Annotated in this window: 18 protein-coding genes; 16 read left to right on the forward strand and 2 right to left on the reverse strand. The window is 73.1% G+C overall.

The window, feature by feature from the left end:
• The first annotated feature begins 58 nt into the window (after positions 1-58).
• Together AB0J24_RS22785 and AB0J24_RS22790 are read left to right on the forward strand one after the other, a co-directional pair.
• The gene (locus AB0J24_RS22785) at positions 59-784 is read left to right on the forward strand and encodes a PIG-L deacetylase family protein (RefSeq protein ID WP_358684496.1); all 726 of its coding nucleotides are present in this window, start codon (positions 59-61) and stop codon (positions 782-784) included.
• A gap of 10 nt (positions 785-794) precedes the next feature.
• On the forward strand, positions 795-2,615 hold the full coding sequence (locus tag AB0J24_RS22790) for a thiamine pyrophosphate-binding protein (RefSeq protein WP_358684497.1): 1,821 nt from the start codon (positions 795-797) through the stop codon (positions 2,613-2,615).
• Positions 2,616-2,662: 47 nt separating this feature from the next.
• On the opposite strand, the gene AB0J24_RS22795 is transcribed toward AB0J24_RS22790, so the two are convergent.
• The gene (locus AB0J24_RS22795) at positions 2,663-3,922 is read right to left on the reverse strand and encodes an isochorismate synthase (protein WP_358684499.1); all 1,260 of its coding nucleotides are present in this window, start codon (positions 3,920-3,922) and stop codon (positions 2,663-2,665) included.
• 95 nt (positions 3,923-4,017) lie between these two features.
• On the opposite strand from AB0J24_RS22795, the gene AB0J24_RS22800 reads away from it, so the two are divergent.
• Entirely contained in the window at positions 4,018-4,494 is a 477-nt protein-coding gene (locus AB0J24_RS22800) for a DUF3592 domain-containing protein (protein ID WP_358684503.1), read from the forward strand.
• A 15-nt stretch (positions 4,495-4,509) separates the two neighbouring features.
• Here the strand turns inward: AB0J24_RS22800 and AB0J24_RS22805 are convergent, their stop codons facing one another.
• Positions 4,510-5,316 carry an inositol monophosphatase gene (locus tag AB0J24_RS22805; protein ID WP_358684505.1) on the reverse strand — a complete coding sequence of 269 codons (807 nt, stop codon included), beginning with the start codon at positions 5,314-5,316 and terminating at the stop codon, positions 4,510-4,512.
• 165 nt (positions 5,317-5,481) lie between these two features.
• On the opposite strand from AB0J24_RS22805, the gene AB0J24_RS22810 reads away from it, so the two are divergent.
• The 13 genes from AB0J24_RS22810 (at position 5,482) to nuoK (ending at position 18,658) form a co-directional block, all read left to right on the forward strand.
• Complete coding sequence (locus AB0J24_RS22810; RefSeq protein WP_358684507.1) at positions 5,482-6,642, forward strand: glycosyltransferase family 1 protein; 1,161 nt, start codon at positions 5,482-5,484, stop codon at positions 6,640-6,642.
• A 75-nt stretch (positions 6,643-6,717) separates the two neighbouring features.
• On the forward strand, positions 6,718-7,410 hold the full coding sequence (locus tag AB0J24_RS22815; RefSeq protein WP_358684509.1) for a demethylmenaquinone methyltransferase: 693 nt from the start codon (positions 6,718-6,720) through the stop codon (positions 7,408-7,410).
• A gap of 318 nt (positions 7,411-7,728) precedes the next feature.
• Positions 7,729-8,094: an NADH-quinone oxidoreductase subunit A gene (locus AB0J24_RS22820; RefSeq protein WP_358684511.1), complete on the forward strand. Its 366-nt coding sequence runs from the start codon at positions 7,729-7,731 to the stop codon at positions 8,092-8,094.
• Positions 8,095-8,104: 10 nt separating this feature from the next.
• Entirely contained in the window at positions 8,105-8,830 is a 726-nt protein-coding gene (locus AB0J24_RS22825; RefSeq protein ID WP_358684513.1) for an NADH-quinone oxidoreductase subunit B family protein, read from the forward strand.
• On the forward strand, positions 8,827-9,651 hold the full coding sequence (locus AB0J24_RS22830) for an NADH-quinone oxidoreductase subunit C (protein ID WP_358684515.1): 825 nt from the start codon (positions 8,827-8,829) through the stop codon (positions 9,649-9,651). Before AB0J24_RS22825 ends, AB0J24_RS22830 begins: the two co-directional genes overlap by 4 nt.
• A gap of 19 nt (positions 9,652-9,670) precedes the next feature.
• Positions 9,671-11,041: an NADH-quinone oxidoreductase subunit D gene (locus AB0J24_RS22835; RefSeq protein ID WP_358684517.1), complete on the forward strand. Its 1,371-nt coding sequence runs from the start codon at positions 9,671-9,673 to the stop codon at positions 11,039-11,041.
• Positions 11,038-11,868, forward strand: coding sequence for an NADH-quinone oxidoreductase subunit NuoE (gene nuoE, locus AB0J24_RS22840; protein WP_358684519.1), 831 nt, complete (start codon positions 11,038-11,040; stop codon positions 11,866-11,868). The genes AB0J24_RS22835 and nuoE overlap by 4 nt, the downstream gene beginning before the upstream one ends.
• A complete protein-coding gene (gene nuoF / locus AB0J24_RS22845; RefSeq protein ID WP_358684521.1) occupies positions 11,868-13,217 on the forward strand; it encodes an NADH-quinone oxidoreductase subunit NuoF in 1,350 nt (449 codons plus the stop codon). The genes nuoE and nuoF overlap by 1 nt, the downstream gene beginning before the upstream one ends.
• On the forward strand, positions 13,214-15,670 hold the full coding sequence (locus AB0J24_RS22850; RefSeq protein ID WP_358684523.1) for an NADH-quinone oxidoreductase subunit G: 2,457 nt from the start codon (positions 13,214-13,216) through the stop codon (positions 15,668-15,670). The genes nuoF and AB0J24_RS22850 overlap by 4 nt, the downstream gene beginning before the upstream one ends.
• Positions 15,671-15,693: 23 nt before the next feature.
• Positions 15,694-16,938 (forward strand): NADH-quinone oxidoreductase subunit NuoH, encoded by a 1,245-nt coding sequence (nuoH, locus tag AB0J24_RS22855; protein ID WP_358684607.1) that lies wholly within the window; start codon positions 15,694-15,696, stop codon positions 16,936-16,938.
• Entirely contained in the window at positions 16,939-17,478 is a 540-nt protein-coding gene (gene nuoI / locus AB0J24_RS22860) for an NADH-quinone oxidoreductase subunit NuoI (protein WP_358684525.1), read from the forward strand. It begins immediately after the preceding gene.
• Complete coding sequence (locus AB0J24_RS22865; protein ID WP_358684528.1) at positions 17,475-18,362, forward strand: NADH-quinone oxidoreductase subunit J; 888 nt, start codon at positions 17,475-17,477, stop codon at positions 18,360-18,362. Before nuoI ends, AB0J24_RS22865 begins: the two co-directional genes overlap by 4 nt.
• Positions 18,359-18,658, forward strand: a complete 300-nt coding sequence (gene nuoK / locus AB0J24_RS22870) for an NADH-quinone oxidoreductase subunit NuoK (protein WP_358684531.1) — start codon at positions 18,359-18,361, stop codon at positions 18,656-18,658. The genes AB0J24_RS22865 and nuoK overlap by 4 nt, the downstream gene beginning before the upstream one ends.
• Positions 18,659-18,689: the final 31 nt, after the last annotated feature.

Consider the following 18,689-nt stretch of genomic DNA (forward strand, 5'->3'; position numbering starts at 1 on the left):
TCCGCTCGCGACGTGGCCCGGCCACATCCGGTCCCCGGTGACCGGCAGACTGAGCCGCATGGCCGACGACGAGTACCTTCCGCTGCCCGGGGGCGCCGAGCGCGTGCTGGTGGTGGTCGCGCACCCCGACGACATGGAGTACGGCGGCGCCGCTGCGGTCGCGCGCTGGACGTCCGAGGGGGCGCAGGTCGCCTACCTGCTGGTCACCCGGGGTGAAGCGGGCATCGACACGCTGTCGCCCGGGGAGTGCGCCGCGGTCCGCGAGGCCGAGCAGCGGGCCGCCTGCGCCGCCGTCGGGGTCGAGGTGTGCGAGTTCCTCGACCACCCGGACGGGCTGGTCGAGTACTCGGTCGCGCTGCGCCGCGACATCGCCGCGGCGATCCGGCGGCACCGGCCCCAGCTCGTCGTCACCGGCAATCATCGCGAGTCCTGGGACGCCGAGGGGATCCACCTGAACCAGGCCGACCACGTCGCGGTCGGCCGGGCCACCATCGACGCCGTCCGGGACGCGGCCAACCGATGGATCTTCCCGGAGGCCGGGCAGCGGTGGGACGGTGTGCGCGGCGTCGCGCTGGCCGGGTCGCCGCGGGCCCGGCACGCGGTGGACGTCTCCGGCCACATGGACGCCGCGGTCGCCTCGCTCCGGGCGCACGAGCGGTACCTGGCCGCGCTGTCGGGCCCGATGGCCGATCCGGACACGTTCCTGCGCGAGGCCGCCCGGGAGGCCGCGACCCGGCTGCCGGGGGCATCGGCGGCCGCGACCTTCGAATGGCTGCAGCCGTAGGGTCGGGACCGTGAACGGCTCCACCGCCCAGGCCAGGGTGATCGTCGACGAACTGGTGCGCTCCGGTGTCACCGACGCGGTCCTCTGCCCGGGATCGCGCAACGCGCCACCGGCGTTCGCGCTGGCCCGCGCGGACGAGCTGGGCCTGATCCGGTTGCACGTGCGGATCGACGAGCGCACCGCGGGTTTCCTCGCGTTGGGGTTGGCCGCGGCGTCCGGCCGCCCGGTACCGGTCGTCGTGACCTCGGGGACGGCGGTGGCGAACCTGCACCCGGCGGTGCTCGAGGCGTCGCACGCCGGGGTGCCGCTGCTCGCGCTGACCGCGGACCGCCCGCCGGAGCTGGTCGGGACGGGGGCCAGCCAGACGATCGCCCAGGCCGGGATCTTCGGGTCCGCGGTGCGCTGGTCGGGTTCGCTCGGGGTGCCTTCCGGCGGGGCCGAGGTGGCCGGCGTATCGGAGGCGGAGGCACGTCGGTGGCGGTCCGGGGTGGCCCGGGCACTGGCCGCGGCCACCGGTGGCGGTTCGGGCGCGCCCGGCCCCGTCCAGCTGGACCTGCCCTACGCCGAACCGCTCGTCCCCGACCCCGCCGGGCCTGCCGACCCCGCCGGTCCGGTCGACCGCACCGAGCCTGCCGGTCGATCCGGCGCCGCCGGTCCCGTCGGCCTTGCCGGTCCCGTCGATGCTGCCGGTCCCGTCGGTGCTGGCGGTCCCGCCGAGCCGGTCCCGGACGGGCCGGACCTGCTCGGTCCGGGGATCCCGGCGGGCCGCCCCGGCGGCGCCGGGTGGACGGCGGTGCCCCGGCCGGTGCGCGCGCTCCCGCCGCTCCCGCTGGACCCGGCCGCCCCGACCCTGGTGATCGCCGGCTCCGGCGGCCCGGCCGCCGACCCCGCCCTGCTCGGCGGCGCACCGCTCGCGGCCGAGCCGTCGTCGCCGTGGTGGCCCGGCGCGCTGCGCACCGCACCGTGGCTGCTCGACCGGTCCGAGCTGCGGCCGTCGCAGGTGGTCGTGCTCGGCAGGCCCACCCTGCACCGGGCGGTGGCCCGGCTGCTCGCGGACCCGGACGTCGCGGTGTACGCCGATCCCGGCCCGGACGGCGCGCCCTGGACCGACGTCCCCGGCACCGTGCGCGCCGTCGGTGCGCTGCCCGCGCTGGCCCCGCCGGACGAGTTCGCCGATGCCTGGGCCGCCGCCGATCGGGCCGCGGCGAAGGCCCTCGACGCCGCGCTCGACGGTGATCTGGCCGTGGGTGCGCCCGGGATGCGGCTGGCCAGGGACCTGGTCGCCGCCCAGCCGGACGGCGCGCAGCTGGTGCTCGGCTCGTCGAACCCGGTGCGTGACGTCGCGCTCGCCGCCGTGCCCCGGAACGGCCTGGTGGTCCGGTCCAACCGAGGGGTGGCCGGCATCGACGGCACCGTCTCGACCGCCGTCGGTGCCGCGCTGGCCCACGACGGCCCGACGACACTGTTGCTCGGCGACCTGACGCTGCTGCACGACACCACCGGTCTGGTGGCGGGGCGCGCGGAGCCGGTGCCCGACCTGACCGTGGTGGTGCTCGACGACGACGGCGGCGGCATCTTCCACCTGCTGGAGCAGGGCGGTCCGGAGCACGCGAGCGCGTTCGAGCGGGTGTTCGGCACGCCGACCGGCGCCGACCTGATCGGCCTGGCGCGGGCGCTGGGCTGGGCTGCGGCGGACTGGTCCGGTGACCGGGCGGAGCTGGCGGCCCGGGCCGGGGCGGGGCGCCGGCTGGTCCGGGTCGCGGCGACCCGGAGCGGTCTGCGGGACGCGCACGCCGCGCTGCACGAGGCGATCGGGGTCGCGGTCGGCTGACCGCGACGTCGGCCCCGAGCACGGGCCGGCCACACCGCGCCCGGCCCTCAGCCCTCCAGCGCGTCGCGGACGGCGCGCATCTTGGCGGCCGCCTCGCGGACCTCGGCGTCCGGGTCGGAGTCGGCGACGATCCCGCACCCGGCGAACAACCGGGCGGTGCGGCCCTGCAGTTCCGCGCAGCGCAGTGCGATGCCCATCTCACCGCCCCCGTCGGCGTCGACGTAACCGACCGGGCCGGCGTAGCGGCCCCGGTCGAGCCCCTCGATCTCGCTGATCAGCGAGATCGCGTCGGGGGTCGGGGTGCCACCGACGGCGGCGGTCGGGTGGACGGCGCCGATCAGCGTGAGCAGCGACGCCGGCCGGTTCGGGTCGAGCCGGGCGCGTACGTCACTGGCCAGGTGCGACACGTTCGGCAGGGTCAGCACGGCCGGGGCGTGCGGCACGGTCAGCTCGGCGACCAGCGGATGCAGTGAGGCGGCGAGCGAGTCGACGGCGTAGGCGTGCTCGCGGCGGTCCTTCGCCGACCCGTACAGCGCCGCTCCCACGTCGCCGCCGGAACCCGACGGCCACATCGTCCCGGCCAGCACCCGGGACTCGACGGTCTGCCCGTCGAGCCGCAGCAGCAGCTCCGGGGTGGCGCCGACCAGGCCGTCGACGGCGAAGCTCCAGCAGGTGGGGTAGCGCCGCGCGAGCCCGCGCAGCAGGAACCGCGGATCGAGCGGCGCGTCCGCGTGCGCCAGCAGGTCGTGCGCGAGCACCGCCTTCGCCAGCTCACCGCCGCGCATCCGCGCCACCGCCTCGGCCACGGCGACCCGGTAGCGGTGCGCGGGCACGTCACCGTCGGCGTAGCGCAGCCGCCCGCCGGGGCGTACCGGCGAGGGCGGCCGGATCGCCGTCCGCTCGAACGGCGAGTCGGCCGGGGTGATCTCGGTGATCCACGACCGGGATCCGCGCCGGCCGACGACCACCCGCGGCACCACGAGGACCGAGCCGGGGGAGTCGTCGTCGAAGGTGAAGGAGGCGAACGCGACGGCTCCGGTGCCGGGCAGTGCGACGTCGTCGGTGTGGCCGTCGAGCCGGTCCACGACCGCGCGCCACCAGCGGTCCGCCTCGGCGAACCGGTCGGGGCCCGAACCGGCGAACCGGGCGACCTCACCCCAGCCGACGAGTCCTTCGTCACCGCCGGTGTCGCCACGCACCCAGCAGAGGTCCCCGGAGTCGCCGGGGAGCGTGTCCAGCAGCGGTCCGTCCAGCCGGAACGGGCGGGTGCGGACGCGCAACGCGGTGGTGGCCGGTGCGACAGTCACAATCCGAGAGTAGGCAACACGGCGTATCGGTGCGGCCTCCCGGGGCGAGGTACCGGCCACACCGGGGTGACCGGCCCTTCCTAGAATCGCCGATCGTGACCAGTCCGACGGGCGACGTGCTGACCGAGACCCGGGCCGCGGCGGGCCGGGTCCTGAGCAGGGTCCGCTATCGCGTCCCGGAGATCGTCGCGGGTGTCGGTGCCACGCTCACGCTGCTGGCCGTGGTCGCCCTGGGCGGGGCGTTCCTGAACGACGCGCAGATCGACGCGAACCGCGCCACGACCGCGGCGACCGTGCTGGAGGGATCGGACTACTGGCGCACGGTCGTCCGGTTCGTCGACGACCAGGGCCGTCTGCAGACCCCGGGGTCGGGGATCTCGTACCCGGTGGGGCTCACGCCCGGTGAGAACATCTACGTCGAGTACGACCGGACGGAGCCGACCCGGGTGCGGGTCGCGGGCCGGTCCGCGGTCGACGGGATCCTGCCGATCGCGGGCGGTATCGCGGCGGTCTGGGCGGTCGTCGGCCCCGCCTACGTGCTGCTGCGGCGGCGGCGCGACCGGCAGGGCTGAGAGGCCCTGCCCGCGTCAGTCCTGCCACAGCGCGGCGACCTCGGCCGCCGCCTGCGGCGCGACGACCAGCATCCCGCCCTCGGGCATCGGCGCCGCCCGGCCGTCGCGGCCGAGCACCAGTGCCCCGGCCTCGGTGGCGAGGCACAGTGCCCCGGCGACGTCCCACTCGTGGTAGTGCTCCAGCGTCGCGGCCACCGCATGCCCCAGCGCGACCTGGGTGATCGCGAGCGCGGCCGAGCCGAGCACCCGTACCCCGGCGTGCGCGGACCGGCAGCGCCGGAGGAAACCGGGCTCGGGGTCCTCGGCGCAGACCAGGGACCCGGCGAGACCGACGCTGCGCGGGGCGGGCACCGGCACCCCGTTGGCCCGGAACCCCCGGCCCCGGGCGGCGGCGTAGATCTGGCCCCGGCCCGGGTCGGCGACGACGCCGACGACCGGCCCGTCGGCGTCGACCAGGGCGAGGCTGTAGGCGCACCAGGGGAGCCCGGCGACGTAGTTCGCGGTTCCGTCGACCGGGTCCACCACCCACCGCATGGCCGCGGTGGCGGCTCCGGTGTCCGCGCCGTACTCCTCACCGACGACGGGGCAGCCCGGGAAGTCCGCCGCCAGCACCCGCCGGGTGTGCCGTTCCAGGGTCCGGTCGGTGTCGGTGACCCAGTCGAACGGGTTGGCCTTGACACTGCGCGCGTGTTCGTGGCCGAGCGTCGCGGTGATCACCTCGGCGGCGTCGTTCGCCAGCCTGCCCGCGGTCTCCAGTGCGCGGGAGAGCAGCACCGGGTCGACCGGTCGGGCGGGTCGGGAGGCGTGCGGGACGGCCGTCATGCCACCCGAGTGTCCGGGCGGGGGGTGACCCGGTCACGACCGCGAGATGACGCGTGCGCACCGGGAACGCCAACACGCGTGCCCGTACCCGATGTTCGCGCGTCGTTCGACGGGCGATCACGCCGCGGACCCGGCCCGGCGTTCCGTCACGACCACTGTCGGACCGTGCGTGTCGCGATCGTCTCCGAATGCTTCCTGCCGGTGGTCAACGGCGTCACCAACTCGGTGCTGCGGGTGTGCGAGCACCTGCGTGCCCACGGCCACGACGTCCTGGTGATCGCCCCGGGGACCGGGGAGTCCACCGAGCACGAGGGCGTCCCGGTCGTCCGGATCCCGGCGGTCGGGCTGCCGGTGGTCAACTCCATGCCGGTCGGCGTGCCGAGCCGCCGGGTGCTGACGGCGCTGCGCGCGTTCCGGCCCGACGTCGTCCACCTGGCCGCCCCGTTCGTGGTCGGCGCCCGCGGGCTGGCCGCGGCCCGCCGGCTCGGCATCCCGACCGTCGCGGTCTACCAGACCGACGTGGCGGGGTTCGCGTCGTCCTACGGGCTCGGCCTGACCGCCCGCGCGGCCTGGCGCTGGACCTGCCGGCTGCACTCGCAGGCCGACCGCACGCTCGCCCCGTCGAGCTGGGCGACCGGTGCGCTGCGCGAACGCGGCGTGCCGCGGGTGCACCAGTGGGCGCGCGGCGTCGACACCCGCCGGTTCACCCCGTCCCGGCGCAGCGACGCCCGGCGGGCCGAGCTCGCCCCGAACGGCGAACGGCTGATCGGCTTCGTCGGCCGGCTCGCCCCGGAGAAGCAGGTCGACCGGCTCGCCGTGCTGGGCGGGCTGCCGGGGACGCGCCTGGTCGTCGTCGGCGACGGGCCGAGCGCCGAGGGGCTGCGCGAGCGGCTGCCCTCCGCGGCGTTCCTCGGGCACCGTGGCGGTGACGAGCTCGCCGAGATCTACGCCAGCCTGGACGTGTTCGTCCACACCGGGCAGGCCGAGACGTTCTGCCAGGCGGTCCAGGAGGCGCTCGCGTCCGGTGTCCCGGTCGTCGCGCCGGACGCCGGTGGCCCTCGCGACCTGGTGCTGCCCGGGCGGACCGGTTACCTGGTGGCGCCGCGGCCCGAGCCGGCCGGTGAACCGGGAGACCCCGCCACCGACGCCGCCGATCGCGAGCTGGTGGCCGCCGTGCGGGCGCTCTGCGAGCCGGAGCGCAACCGGGCCTTCGGTGCGGCCGCCCGGCAGTCGGTCCTGCGCCGCACCTGGTCCGCGGTGGGTGACGAGCTGCTCGCGCACTACGCGCAGGTCCTGAGGGACGCCCAGGGCGGCCTTGCCGCGTGACGTCGCGGGCGTGTGCGGTGGCGCCCGGGCCGTGCGGTACGGGTCGCGGTTGCGGCGCGTGCGTAGGCTCGTGACGTGTCCCGCGCCGAGCTCGACCGGAACCCGCACGACGTCGCCCGCATGTTCGACGGCGTCGCCCGGCGCTACGACCTGACCAACACCGCGCTGTCCGGCGGGCAGGACCGCTACTGGCGGATCCAGACCCGGCGCGCGCTGGCCCCGCAGCCGGGGGAGCGGGTCCTCGATCTCGCCGCCGGCACGGCGGTGTCCACGGTCGAGCTCGCGAAGGACGGCGCCTGGTGCGTCGCCGCGGACTTCTCGCTGGGGATGCTGCGCGCCGGTGGTCACCGCGACGTGCCGAAGGCCGCCGCCGATGCGCTCCACCTGCCGTTCGCCGACGGTGTGTTCGACGCCGTCACGATCTCGTTCGGGCTGCGCAACGTGTCCGACCCCGAGGCCGGGCTCCGCGAGCTCGCCCGGGTCACCCGTCCCGGCGGGCGGCTGGTCGTCTGCGAGTTCTCCACCCCGACCTGGGCGCCGTTCCGCGCGTTGTACCAGGGCGTGGTGCTGAGGCGCGTGCTGCCGGCGGTGGCCCGCTCGCTGTCGTCGAACCCGGATGCCTACCTCTATCTCGCCGAGTCGATCCGGGACTGGCCGGACCAGCCCGCGCTGGCGCGGATGATCGCCGGCGCCGGGTGGGAGCGGGTCGCCTGGCGGAACCTCACGGTCGGCGCTGTCGCGCTGCACCGGGCCGTCCGACCGGTCTGATCCCACCGCACTCCACCGCGCCGGTCTCGTTGCGCCGCAGCGTGTCCGAATCGTCTCCTCGGTCCGCCGAGACGGATTCCGTGCGCACCGCCTACACTCGGCCCCGCGTTCGTGAAGTTTTTCACAAGCGTGGTGGTCGACATACCGGCCGGAGGGGGCCGACCTGGGTGGACGCGCATCGGGGCCGACGCGCGCGCCGCCCCAGGTAAGGCTCGCCTGGGTCGTTCGTCACACGACGACGGACATAGGGTCTGCGGCGACCGGCTTGTGGATCACCACTACCAACGGCGGCGGCCGCGCGACTACGAAGGTGTACGGATGCTCGATCCCTATCTCCCGCTCGTTCTGCTGTTCGCGTTGGCGGCCGGTTTCGCGCTGTTCTCGGTCGCCTCGGCCCCGCTGATCGGGCCGCGCCGGTACAACCGGGCGAAGCTCGACTCCTACGAGTGCGGCATCGAGCCCTCGCCGCAGCCGGTCGTCGGTGGCGGCCGGATCCCGGTCGCCTACTACCTCACCGCGATGCTGTTCATCCTGTTCGACATCGAGCTGGTGTTCATGTACCCCTACGCCGTCATCGCGGACGCGGTCGGTGTCTTCGGGTTCGTGGCCATCACGCTCTACATCGCCACCATCGCCTTCGCATACGCCTACGAATGGCGGCGCGGCGGACTCGAGTGGAGCTGACGGAGCCGAAATGGGACTCGAGGAGAACCTGCCCAGCGGTGTCCTGCTGACCAGCGTCGAGAAGCTGGTCAACTGGACCCGGAAGTCGTCGCTCTGGCCGGCCACCTTCGGCCTGGCCTGCTGCGCGATCGAGATGATGACGACCGGCGCGCCGCGCTACGACCTCGCCCGCTTCGGCATGGAGGTCTTCCGGGCCTCACCGCGGCAGGCCGACCTGATGATCGTCGCGGGCCGGGTGAGCAACAAGATGGCGCCGGTCCTGCGGCAGATCTACGACCAGATGCCCGAACCGCGCTGGGTGCTGGCGATGGGCGTGTGCGCCAGCTCGGGCGGCATGTTCAACAACTACGCGATCGTCCAGGGCGTGGACCACGTGGTGCCGGTCGACATGTACCTGCCGGGATGTCCGCCGAGGCCGGAGATGCTGATGGACGCCATCCTCAAGATCCACGCCAAGATCTCCGACGAGCCGCTCGGCCCGAAGCGGGCCGCCGAGCTGGCCGAGTCCGGCCACCGGACACCGATGGTCCCCTCCTCGATCAGGTTCGCGCCGAAGCACAAGGGGCTGGACGCGTTGAAGAACACCCCGACCCCGTACGTCCCGAACTACCTGGAGCCGGGTGCGCAGCCGAAACCGCGTACCGACGCCCTCCCCGCGGCCGAGGAGCCGGCCGGCGCGGCGCTCCCGTCGCTGGCCGACGCCGCGCGCCGGCAGCCCGGGAGTGAGGACAAGTGACCGAGCCGACCGGCACGTCCAAGGACGAGACCTCCGGCGCCGAGCCCACCGGCGGTCCGCACTCGTCGGCGCAGGAGGGTGGCGCCGACCTGGAGCGGCAGCGGGCCACCGGCGGCGGTGACGCACTGGCCGGCACCCGCCCGGCGGCCGCCGTCCCCGGTACCCGCACCCGGTCGGGCATGTTCGGTGTGCGCGACGCCGGCGACACCTCCGGCTACGGCGGGCTGCGGCTGCCCGGTTACGCCCCGGCCCCGGCCGAGCGGCCCTTCGGCGGCTGGTTCGACGAGTTCGCCGACGAGCTGGGCGCCGCCCTCGACGAGCGCGACATCCCGCGGGACTCGATCGAGCAGGTCACCATCGACCGCGACGAGCTGACCCTCTACGTCCTCCCGGCCCGGCTGAACGCGGTCGCCCGTACCCTGCGCGACGACCCGGGCCTGCGTTTCGAGTTCTGCTCGGGGGTGTCCGGTGTGGACTACTCGGCCCCGGACGGCGAGCCGGTGGACCGGCCGTTGCACGTCGTGTACCACCTGCTCTCCATGACCTACCGGCGGCGCATCCGGCTCGAGGTCGCGCTGGACCTCGATCAGCCGCACGTGGACAGCGTGGTCGACGTCTACCCGACCGCGGACTGGCACGAGCGCGAGACCTGGGACATGTTCGGCATCGTCTTCGACGGTCATCCCGCGCTCACCAGGATCCTCATGCCCGACGACTGGGACGGCCATCCGCAGCGCAAGAGCTACCCGCTCGGTGGCATCCCGGTGGAGTACAAGGGCGCGGAGATCCCGCCCCCGGACGAACGGCGGGCCTACTCGTGACCGAGCGGAGGACGAATCCGTGACCAGCACTGACGACCGCTCCACCACCACATCGCAGGCGGGTGCACCGAAGCAGGACCCGTACGCCGCACCCGGGCGGTCGACCACCGAGGGCACCGTCTACACGGTCACCGGTGGCGACTGGGACACCCTGATGGACGCGGACCACGAGGACCGCATCGTCATCAACATGGGTCCGCAGCACCCGTCCACGCACGGGGTGCTGCGCCTGGTCCTGGAGCTCGAGGGCGAGACCGTCACCCAGGGCCGCGCCGTCATCGGGTACCTGCACACCGGCATCGAGAAGAACTGCGAGTACCGGACGTGGACCCAGGGGGTCACGTTCGTGACCCGCGCGGACTACCTGTCGCCGCTGTTCAACGAGGCCGCCTACTGCATGGCCGTGGAGAAGCTGCTCGGCGTCACCGTCCCGGACCGGGCCGAGCACATCCGGGTGCTGCTGATGGAGCTGAACCGGATCGGTTCGCACCTGGTCGCGCTCGCCACCGGCGGCATGGAGCTGGGCGCGCTGACCGGCATGACCTCGGGCTTCCGCGAGCGCGAGGAGGTCCTGCACCTGCTGGAGCACCTGACCGGGCTGCGGATGAACCACGCGTTCTTCCGGCCGGGCGGGCTCGCCCAGGACCTCCCCGCCGACTACAAGGAGAAGGTCACCGACTTCCTGAAGGTGATGAACTCCCGGCTGCCGGACTACGACAAGCTCCTCACCGGCCAGCCGATCTGGCGCCAGCGCCTGGAGGGCATCGGCTACCTGCCGGTCGACGGCTGCCTCGCGCTCGGTGCGTCCGGTCCGATCCTGCGCTCCGCGGGTCTGGCCTGGGACCTGCGCAAGCACATGCCGTACTCGGTCTACGACCAGTACGACTTCGAGGTGCCGACGGCCACCGAGGCCGACTGCTACGCCCGGTACCGGCTGCGCGTCGCCGAGATCCACGAGTCGCTGAAGATCATGGAGCAGGCTCTGGTCAAGCTCGACGAGGTCGGGCCGGGCCGGGTGATGGTCGACGACCCGAAGGTCGCCTGGCCGGCCCAGCTGTCGATCGGCAGCGACGGGATGGGCACCACCCTCGAACACGTCCGCAAGATCATGGGTCAGTCCATGGAGTCGCTGATCCACCACTTCAAGCTGGTCACCGAGGGGTTCCACGTCCCGCCGGGGCAGGCCTACTCGGCCGTCGAGTCGCCGCGCGGCGAGCTCGCCGCGCACCTGGTCTCCGACGGCGGAACCCGCCCGGTCCGCGTGCACCTGCGCGACCCCAGCTTCGTGAACCTGCAGACGATGCCCGCGATGAGCGAGGGCGGCCAGGTCGCCGACGTGATCGCGGCCGTCGCCTCGATCGACCCCGTGATGGGAGGTTGCGACCGATGACCCTCCCGGAGGGGAACCCCGAGACGAACTCGCCCGCCCCGGTCACCCCGGCCGAGCGTGAGTTCCCGTCCCCGGCGGAGCCGTCGCCGGTGTCGCCGAGGTTCGACGAGCTCACCCGGCAGCGGACCAAGGAGATCATCTCCCTGTACCCGCAGGCGCGGTCGGCGCTGCTCCCGCTGCTGCACCTGGTGCAGTCGGTGGAGGGTTACGTCAGCACCGACGGCATCCGCTACTGCGCCGAGGCACTGGACCTGACCACCGCCGAGGTCTCCGCGGTGGCGACGTTCTACACGATGTACAAGCGCAGCCCCTGCGGTGAGCACCTGGTCAGCGTGTGCACCAACACGCTGTGCGCGGCGCTCGGCGGTGACGACATCTACCAGCGGTTGCGCACCCACCTCGGCTCCGAGGGGCGGCCGCTGCGGCACGAGGAGACGGCGGGCGAGCCCGGCACCCCGGGGTCGATCACCCTGGAGCACGCCGAGTGCCTCGCGGCCTGCGACCTGGCGCCCGTCCTGCAGGTCAACTACGAGTACTTCGACAACCAGACGGTGGACTCCGCGGTCGAGCTGGTCGACGCGCTGCGGCGCGGTGAGCGCCCGCAGCCGACCCGTGGTGCCCCGCTCACCGACCTGCGCACGGTCGAGCTGGAGCTGGCCGGTTTCACCGACGACGCCGCGGCCGTGGACGCCACGGCCCGGGTGGAGGGCCCGTCCTCGGCCGTCGAGTCGGTCCGCGGGGTCCGGCTGGCCGAGGAGAACGGCTGGACCGCCCCGGCGATGCCGGACACGCCCCCCGCGATGCCCGCGCTACCGGAGAAGAAGTGATGAGCACTCCCGATCCGATCACGCCCGTCCTGACCCGGCGCTGGCTGTCCCCGCGCTCCTGGTCGATCGACACCTACACCCGGCTCGAGGGTTATTCCTCGCTGCGCACCGCGTTCGCCGCGCATCCGGACCAGCTGATCCAGCTGGTCAAGGACTCGGGGCTGCGCGGGCGTGGTGGCGCCGGGTTCCCGACCGGGATGAAGTGGGGGTTCATCCCGCAGGACGACGGCAGCGGCAAGGGTCCCGGTGCGAAGCCGAAGTACCTGGTGATCAACGCCGACGAGGGCGAGCCGGGTACCTGCAAGGACATCCCGACGATGATGGCCGACCCGCACGCGCTGATCGAGGGCTGCATCGTCACCTCCTACGCGATCCGGGCGAACTTCTGCGCGATCTACGTCCGGGGCGAGGCGCTGCACTGCATCCGCAGGCTGCGCGCCGCGGTCCGGGAGGCGAAGGAGGCCGGTTACCTGGGGCGCGACATCCTCGGGTCCGGGTTCGACCTGGAGATCGTGGTGCACGCCGGGGCGGGTGCCTACATCTGCGGCGAGGAGACGGCGCTGCTGGACTCGCTGGAGGGCCGGCGCGGCCAGCCGCGGCTCAAGCCGCCGTTCCCCGCGACGTCCGGCCTCTACGCCAGCCCGACCGTCGTCAACAACGTGGAGACCATCGCCTCGGTCCCCGCGATCGTGAACGGCGGGGCGGACTGGTTCCGCTCGATGGGCCGGGAGCGCTCGCCCGGCCCGAAGATCTACTCGATCTCCGGGCACGTGGAGCGCCCCGGCCAGTACGAGGCCCCGCTCGGCATCACGCTGCGCGAGCTGCTGGAGCTGGCGGGCGGGATGAAGGACGGGATCCCGCTCAAGTTCTGGACGCCCGGTGGCTCCTCGACGCCGCTGCTCACCGCCGAGCACCTCGACGTCCCGCTGGACTTCGAGGGCGCCGCCGAGGCCGGTTCGATGCTCGGCACGACCGCCGTGCAGGTCTTCAACGAGACCGTCTCGGTCCCGTGGGCGGTCATGAAGTGGACCGAGTTCTACAAGCACGAGAGCTGCGGCAAGTGCACCCCGTGCCGGGAGGGCACCTACTGGCTGGTGCAGGTGCTGCAGCGGATGGTGCGCGGCGAGGGGACGGCGCAGGACATCGACACGATGGTCGACGTCTGCGACAACATCCTCGGCCGGTCCTTCTGCGCACTCGGTGACGGTGCCACCAGCCCGATCACCAGCGCGATCAAGTACTTCCGCCAGGAGTTCCTCGACCTCATCGCGGAACAGCCCGACGTCGCCCGCCCCGACCAGCTGGCGGAGCTGACCGGCGGCACCGCACTCACGGGAGCCACCACATGACCCTCTCTCCCGAGACGACGACCGAGACCCCGGTCCCGGAGGGCCACGTCCGGCTCACGATCGACGACCGGGTCGTCGACGCGCCCAAGGGCGAGTTGCTGATCCGCACCTGTGAGCGGATCGGGATCGTGATCCCGCGGTTCTGCGACCACCCGCTGCTCGATCCGGCGGGTGCCTGCCGGCAGTGCCTGGTCGAGGTCGAGATGGGCGGCCGGCCGATGCCCAAACCGCAGGCCAGTTGCACGATGACCGTCGCCGACGGGATGGTCGTCCGGACCCAGCACACCTCCGAGCGGGCGGACAAGGCGCAGCAGGGCGTGATGGAGCTGCTGCTGATCAACCACCCGCTGGACTGCCCGATCTGCGACAAGGGCGGCGAGTGCCCGCTGCAGAACCAGGCGATGGCACACGGCCGGGCCGACTCGCGGTTCGTGGAGCGCAAGCGCACCTTCCCCAAGCCGCTGCCGATCAGCTCCCAGGTGCTGCTCGACCGCGAGCGCTGCGTGCTCTGCCAGCGCTGCACCCGGTTCTCCGAGGAGATCGCCGGGGACCCGTTCATCGACCTGCTGGAGCGCGGCGCGAACCAGCAGATCGGGATCGCGCCCGATCAGCCGTTCCAGTCCTACTTCTCGGGCAACACCATCCAGATCTGCCCGGTGGGTGCGCTGACCAGTGCCGCCTACCGGTTCCGGTCCCGGCCGTTCGACCTGCGCTCCACCCCGGGCACCTGCGAGCACTGCAGCTCCGGTTGTGACATGCGGACCGACTCCCGGCGCGGGACGGTGCTGCGCCGGCTCGCGGGCAACGACCCCGAGGTGAACGAGGAGTGGCTCTGCGACAAGGGCCGCTTCGCCTTCCGTTACCTGGGCAGCGCAGGCCGGATCACCCGGCCGCTGGTGCGCCGCGCCGACGGTGAGCTGGCGGAGACCTCCTGGACCGAGGCGTTGCAGATCGCCGCGGAGGGCCTGCTCGCGGCCCGGGACGGTGCCGGCATCGGGGTGCTGCCCGGCGGCAGGCTGACCGTCGAGGACGCCTACGCCTACGCGAAGTTCGCCCGGGTGGCGGCGCGCACCAACGACATCGACTTCCGGGCCCGCCCGCACTCGGCGGAGGAGCTGGACTTCCTCGCCGCGCACGTGGTCGGGACCGCGCCCGAGGGTGTCCCGGGCGAGGCCGCCGTGACGTTCGAGAAGATCGAGAACGCCCCCGCGGTGCTCACCGTGGCCACCGACCCCGAGGAGGAGTCGGGCATCGTCTTCCTCCGGCTGCGCAAGGCGTGGCGGAAGAAGGGACTGCGGCACTTCCAGGTCGCACCGTTCACCACGACCGGCGCCGAGAAGACCGGTGCCACCGTGCTGCACGCGGTGCCCGGCGCCGAGGCCGCCGTCGTCGCCGACCCGGGTGCCGACGTCACCGCCGCACTGGAGCAGCCGGGCGCGGTGATCCTGGTCGGCGACCGGGCCGCCGAGTCGCCGGGGCTGTACTCCGCGGTGTCGGCGCTCGCCGCCCGCACCGGAGCGTCGATCGGCTGGCTGCCGCGCCGGGCGGGGGACCGCGGTGCGCTGGAGGCGGGCGCGGTGCCGACCCTGCTGCCCGGGGGGCGTCCGGTCACCGACGCTGCCGCCCGCGCCGAGGTGGAGCGGCTGTGGGGATCCGGCCCGCTGCCCGCCGAGCCGGGCCGCGACGGTGACGCGATCCTGGCCGCCGCCGCGGCCGGTGAGCTGGCCGCCCTGGTGGTCGGCGGGGTGGACCCGCAGGACATGGCGGACCCGCAGGCGGCGATCACCGCGCTGCGCGAGGTCGGCTTCCTGGTCAGCCTGGAGATGCACACCTCGGCGGTGACCGAGCTCGCCGACGTCGTGCTCCCGGTCGCGCCGGACGCCCAGCGCTCCGGCACCTACGTCAACTGGGAGGGCAGGCACCGGCCGTTCGGCGTCGCGCTGGACGCGACCGGGGTGCTCCCGGACTGCCGGGTGCTGGACACCCTCGGCGTCGAGATGGACGCCGACCTGTTCACCCAGACCCCGGCGGCCGCGGCCGGTGAGCTGGCCCGGCTGGGCGCGCGGCGGGCCGGCACGCTCGCCCCCGCGGTCGCGGCCGGCGAGGCGAAGCGGCCCGGTTACGGCCAGGCCGTCCTCGCCACCTCCCGCCAGCTGGTCGACGACGCCTCGCTGGCGATCGACGAGCCCGCGCTCGCCGGCACCGCCCGGCGGCCCTACGTCAAGCTGAACGCGGCGACCGCCGAGCGGCTCGGCCTGACCGAGGGGCAGGACGCGGCGGTCCGCACCGACCGCGGGACGATCACGCTGCCGGTCGCGCTCACCGACACCCCGGACGGCGTCGTCTGGCTGCCGACCAGCTCGCCCGGGTCGCACGTGCGCCCCACGCTCGGCGCCGGGCACGGTGACCTGGTCGGAGTGGTTCCGGCCACCGGAAACGGAAGTGCGTCGTGAACCTCCTCCAGACCCCGGACGGTCTGACCCGCACGCAGGAGCTGCTCGCGAGCGACCCGCTCTGGCTGACCCTGCTCAAGGTGCTCGGGCTGTTCGTGATCGGGGTCGTGCTGACCCTGTTCATGATCAACTGGGAGCGCAAGGTCGTCGGCCGGATGCAGCACCGGCCCGGGCCGAACCGGACCGGCCCCGGCGGGTGGCTGCAGAGCCTCGCCGACGGGCTGAAGCTGGCGTTCAAGGAAGACATCATGCCGGCGCTGGCCGACAAGAAGGTCTACTTCATCGCCCCGGTCATCTCGACGATCCCGGCGTTCGTGGCCCTGTCGGTGATCCCGTTCGGCGGCGAGGTCACGATCTTCGGCCAGCAGACGGTGCTGCAGCTGGTGGACGTCCCGGTCGGCGTGCTCGTGGTGCTGGCCTGTTCCTCGATCGGTGTCTACGGCATCGTGCTCGGCGGCTGGGCGTCCGGGTCGCCGTACTCGCTGCTCGGCTCGTTGCGCTCGGCCGCCCAGGTCATCTCCTACGAGATCGCGCTGGGACTCGCCGTGGTCGGCGTCGTGCTCTACGCCGGGTCGCTCTCGACCGCCTCGATCGTGGGGGCGCAGGCCCAGGGCTGGTACGTCTGGCTGCTGTTCCCCAGTTTCGTGGTCTTCGTGATCGCGATGGTGGGTGAGACCAACCGGGCGCCGTTCGACCTCCCCGAGGCCGAGTCCGAGCTGGTCGGTGGCTTCCACACCGAGTACTCGTCGCTGAAGTTCGCGCTGTTCTTCCTCGCCGAGTACGTGAACATGGTGACCGTCTCGGCGATGGCGGTGACGCTGTTCCTCGGCGGCGGGATGTGGCCGTGGCCGTTGAGCTTCCTCAACGAGTACGGCTGGATGCAGTTCCTGGCCTTCATCATCAAGACGCTGATGTTCCTGTTCGTGTTCATCTGGCTGCGCGGGACGCTGCCGCGGTTCCGCTACGACCAGTTCATGAAGCTGGGCTGGAAGGTCCTGGTCCCGGTGATGCTGGTCTGGATCGTCGCGATCTTCGGCATCCGCGCCTTCCAGTCGACCGGCGGCGACAACATCGTGCTGCTGCTCTCGCTGATCGGGTTCGCACTGGCCGTCGTGCTGGCGGTGGCGTTCCTGCTGCCGGACAAGCAGGTCGAGGCCCCGCCGGTCGAGCCGGCGTCGGACTACCCGGTGCCACCACTGGACCTGAAGGTCCCCGAGTCACCACCGAAGCGCCGCAAGGCCGTGCGGGCAGGACAGGAGGCCGAGTAGATGTTCGACTTCTTCAAGGGGTTCGGCGTCACCTTCTCGACGATGTTCAAGAAGGTCGTCACCGAGGAGTACCCGGAGGACTTCCCGCCCGCCGCGCCCCGCTACCACGGCCGTCACCAGCTCAACCGGCACCCGGACGGGCTGGAGAAGTGCGTCGGCTGCGAGCTGTGCGCCTGGGCCTGCCCGGCGGACGCGATCTACGTCGAGGGCGGGGACAACACCGAGGAGGCCCGGTACTCCCCGGGTGAGCGCTACGGCGCGATCTACCAGATCAACTACCTGCGGTGCATCGGCTGCGGCCTGTGCATCGAGGCCTGCCCGACCCGGTCGCTCACGATGACGAATTTCTACGAGCTCGCCGACGACAACCGGCAGGACCTCATCTACACCAAGGAGCAGCTGATGGCTCCGCTGCTGCCCGGCATGGAGCAGCCGCCGCACCCGATGCGTCTCGGCGACGACGAGCAGGACTACTACGTGCAGGGCCCGGCCCTGGCGAAGTCCTCGGTGCCGGACCAGACCGGGGAGCAGGTCCGATGAGCTCGCTGTCCACGGTGCTGGCCCAGGCCGCGGGCGAGGTCAGCACCGGCGAGGCGATCGCCTTCTGGATCCTCGGCCCGGTCGCGCTGGCCGGTGCGCTGGGGCTGGTGTTCGCCCGGCACGCGGTGCACGCCGCGCTGCTGCTGGTGCTGACGATGTTCTCGATCGCCGTGCTCTACCTGGTGCAGTCGGCGCCGTTCCTCGGCTTCGTGCAGATCATCGTCTACACCGGCGCGGTGATGATGCTGTTCCTGTTCGTGCTGATGCTGGTCGGCCGGGACTCCAAGGACTCGGTGATCGAGGTGCTGCGCGGGCAGCGCGCCGCGGCACTGGTGTTCGGTGTCGGGCTGGCCGCACTGCTGGTCGGCGGGTTGTCCCGCGGGCTCACCGACGTCACCCCGGCCGGTCTGGCGCAGGGTGGGCTCGACTGGAACGGCAACGTCCCCGAGCTCGGCCGGCTCATCTTCACCGACTACCTGCTGGCGTTCGAGCTGACCGCGGCGTTGCTGATGGTCGCCGCGCTCGGGGCGATGGTGCTGACCGGCTCGCAGAGCGCGCAGCACGCGAAGCTCTCCCAGCGGGAGACGGTGCTGCGCCGGCTGCGCGGTGAGCACGCCCGCATCTCGCCGCTGCCCGGGCCGGGCGTCTACGCCACCGCGAACTCGGTGGCGGTGCCGGCGCTGCTGCCGGACGGTTCGATCGCGCCGGAGTCCCTCGCCGAGATCATCGAGTCGGTGTCGGTGGACGTCCCGGACACCACGACGCCCGACGCGCACGCGCTGACCGGCCGTCCGGCGCCCGACCGGACGATCGAGTCGGGTGAGGCCGGCGAGGCGAACGGTACCGGGGCGGGCCCCGCAGCTGATTCCGGAGAGCACCGATGACCCCCGAGTACTACCTGCTGCTCTCCGCGCTGCTGTTCACCGTCGGCGCGGTCGGCGTGCTGGTCCGCCGCAACGCGGTCGTGGTGTTCATGTGCATCGAGCTGATGCTGAACGCGGTGAACCTGTCGCTGGTCACGTTCTCCCGGATCCACGGCAACCTCGACGGGCAGGTGATGGCGCTGTTCGTGATGGTCGTCGCCGCCTGCGAGGTGGTCGTCGGGCTCGCGATCATCACCGCGATATTCCGCACCCGTCAGTCGTCCTCCGTGGACGACGCGAACCTGCTCAAGTACTAGGAGCCCCGGGTGACCCTCCAACTCGCACAGG

Origin of the sequence: Pseudonocardia sp. NPDC049635 (genome assembly GCF_040659795.1) — a bacterium.
In the GTDB taxonomy this organism is placed as follows: domain Bacteria; phylum Actinomycetota; class Actinomycetes; order Mycobacteriales; family Pseudonocardiaceae; genus Pseudonocardia.

Coding starts and splice junctions, on each gene's coding strand:
- AB0J24_RS22785 (WP_358684496.1), top strand. CDS start 59: ATGGCCGACGACGAGTACCTTCCGCTGCCCGGGGGCGCCGAGCGCGTG.
- AB0J24_RS22805 (WP_358684505.1), bottom strand. CDS start 5,316: ATGACGGCCGTCCCGCACGCCTCCCGACCCGCCCGACCGGTCGACCCG.
- AB0J24_RS22820 (WP_358684511.1), top strand. CDS start 7,729: ATGCTCGATCCCTATCTCCCGCTCGTTCTGCTGTTCGCGTTGGCGGCC.
- AB0J24_RS22825 (WP_358684513.1), top strand. CDS start 8,105: ATGGGACTCGAGGAGAACCTGCCCAGCGGTGTCCTGCTGACCAGCGTC.
- nuoE (WP_358684519.1), top strand. CDS start 11,038: ATGACCCTCCCGGAGGGGAACCCCGAGACGAACTCGCCCGCCCCGGTC.
- nuoF (WP_358684521.1), top strand. CDS start 11,868: ATGAGCACTCCCGATCCGATCACGCCCGTCCTGACCCGGCGCTGGCTG.
- AB0J24_RS22850 (WP_358684523.1), top strand. CDS start 13,214: ATGACCCTCTCTCCCGAGACGACGACCGAGACCCCGGTCCCGGAGGGC.
- nuoI (WP_358684525.1), top strand. CDS start 16,939: ATGTTCGACTTCTTCAAGGGGTTCGGCGTCACCTTCTCGACGATGTTC.
- AB0J24_RS22865 (WP_358684528.1), top strand. CDS start 17,475: ATGAGCTCGCTGTCCACGGTGCTGGCCCAGGCCGCGGGCGAGGTCAGC.
- nuoK (WP_358684531.1), top strand. CDS start 18,359: ATGACCCCCGAGTACTACCTGCTGCTCTCCGCGCTGCTGTTCACCGTC.